Origin of the sequence: Vibrio sp. 10N.222.46.A1 (genome assembly GCF_041473595.1) — a bacterium.
Lineage (GTDB): Bacteria > Pseudomonadota > Gammaproteobacteria > Enterobacterales > Vibrionaceae > Vibrio > Vibrio tasmaniensis_A.
Genome location: NZ_JBFRSN010001352.1, coordinates 1 through 2146, shown reverse-complemented (window position 1 = coordinate 2146; position 2146 = coordinate 1). Strand labels below are relative to the sequence as shown.

Below are 2146 nucleotides of genomic sequence, written 5' to 3'. Positions count from 1 at the left end.
CGGCTGAAAAGTCTTTTACTGGCAAGATACAATCATCGGAAACGGCTGGCGTTGCGTTTCGTGTGCCTGGCACTATTCAAAATATGATGGTCTCTGTTGGTGATTCAGTAAAGAAAGGCCAACCCCTTGCGCAACTAGACCCTCATGACTATCAAGTCGCGTTAGAAGAGTTACAAGCACGAGCCCTTGAAGCTAAATCTGCACACAAATTGGCGACATCCGAACTTGTACGAGTAAAACAAGCCATCGCTGATAATGCGATTGCCGATGTTAACCTAGACCGTGCAATCAGCGGGTACGAGCGAAGTGAAGCGGCGGTTAAAGTCGTAGAACAGAATATACGCCGTGCGAAAGATTCGATTCGTTATACCCAATTGCTCGCCCCTTTCGATGGTGTGGTTGCGGCATCAAATTTTGACCAGTACGAACAAGTAATGCCGGGCATCTCGGTGTTCACAATCCACAATCCAGATAAACTTGAAGTTAAAATTCAAGTACCTGAAAATTTGATTCATGAGTTCAAACCAAATCAAACTTCTGTCATAGATTGGTATGGTTCAGAGACTAAACTAGTTGGTTATGCCGCTGAAATTTCGACGTCACCTCACCCAATCAAGCAGACCTATGCGGTTACTTACCATGTCGACTCCACTGACAAATCGGTATTACCTGGAAAAGCGGTCACATTGACGACTCAACTTGGAGAAGCGAGCAGTAATTTCTGTTTGCCCTATTCTGCGTTAGTCAACCAAACGGGTATCGAGCAAGTATTCACTGTTAAAAATGAACAAGCTCATGGCGTGACCGTGGATGTGATTTCTATGTCCAAAAACACCGTGTGTGTTGAATCGACGCTCAATGATGGCGACTTCGTGGTCGTGAGTGGCGCGCAATACGTGGTGGAAGGACAGTACTTCTCCAATATTCAAGTTAAAAGCCTGTAGGTGAACCATGATGAATCTAGCTGATTTTGCAATCAAACAACGCACCTTCATCCTGTTTTTCACTGCACTGAGTGTCATCGCAGGCCTGTTTTCTTATTTTGAGCTTGGAAAACTTGAAGACCCAAGCTTCACCATAAAGACGGCCGTCGTTGTAACGCTCTACCCTGGCGCTTCTGCGGAAGAAGTGGAACAACAAGTCACCGACACCGTCGAAACCAAACTCCAAGAAATGGCGACACTTAATCGGCTTCGATCTTTATCGCGCCCCGGCATGTCGATGGTATTTGTCGACCTAAAAGAGTCTCTTAATTCAAAAGCACTTCCTCAAGAGTGGGACTTATTACGCCGTAAAGTGTCTGATATGAAGTTATTGCTACCTTCAACTGCACAGATCAGTGTCGTACAAGACGAATTCTCTGAAGTCTACGGCATGCTTTTCTCTATCCACAGTAAAGATGCATCGCCAGCTGAACTAAGACGTTACGCAGAAGAACTCCAACGCAGAATTAAAACCGTCGATGGTATTAAGAAGATTGAACTGCATGGTGTTCAACCACGCGTTGTTCATATCGATATCCCAGATGAAAGGTTGGCGCAATACGGCCTATCTATCACACAAGTTTGGTCGCAGTTGAATACGCAAAACATGACGTTTGATGCGGGTAAGTTTTCAGTAGGTACTGAGCGAATCCGAGTTCAACAGTCGAGTGAGTTCAGTTCGTTAGACGACATCAAAAACCTGATGATCAAAGGCGGCGTAAGTGAATTGGGAACCAGTTTAATTCGCTTAGGCGATATCGCTGACATCACAATGGGTTACCAAGAGCCAATGATGACAGAAAACCGCTACAACGGCGTACCTGCAGTCACATTAGCGATGAGCCCAGTCACCGGTGTTAACGTGGTATCACTTGGCGATGAAATCAATCAGATCGTCAACGATTTTCAAACAACCTTACCACTAGGTGTTGATATTGCGACAGTTGCTAATCAACCTGAAGAAGTTCAGAAATCGATCGACAACTTCGTAAGTAACTTATTAGAAAGTGTCGCGATTGTATTTATCGTCTTGTCGGTATTCATGGGATTAAAAAGTGCAACCATCGTCGGTTCGAGCCTCCTGCTGACTATCTTGTTGACGCTTATCTACATGAACATGACTTCGATTGACTTACACCGAGTTTCTCTAGGTACCTTCATTC

At 44.8% G+C, this 2146-nt stretch carries 2 protein-coding genes; both read left to right on the top strand.

Going from position 1 to position 2146, the window contains the following annotated elements; genetic code table 11:
* Positions 1-944 (top strand): efflux RND transporter periplasmic adaptor subunit (locus AB4496_RS26550; RefSeq protein ID WP_372132896.1); only part of this gene is annotated, 944 nt, incomplete at its 5' end.
* 10 nt (positions 945-954) lie between these two features.
* The coding region (locus AB4496_RS26545; protein WP_372132893.1) for an efflux RND transporter permease subunit at positions 955-2146 on the top strand (1192 nt) is incomplete at its 3' end.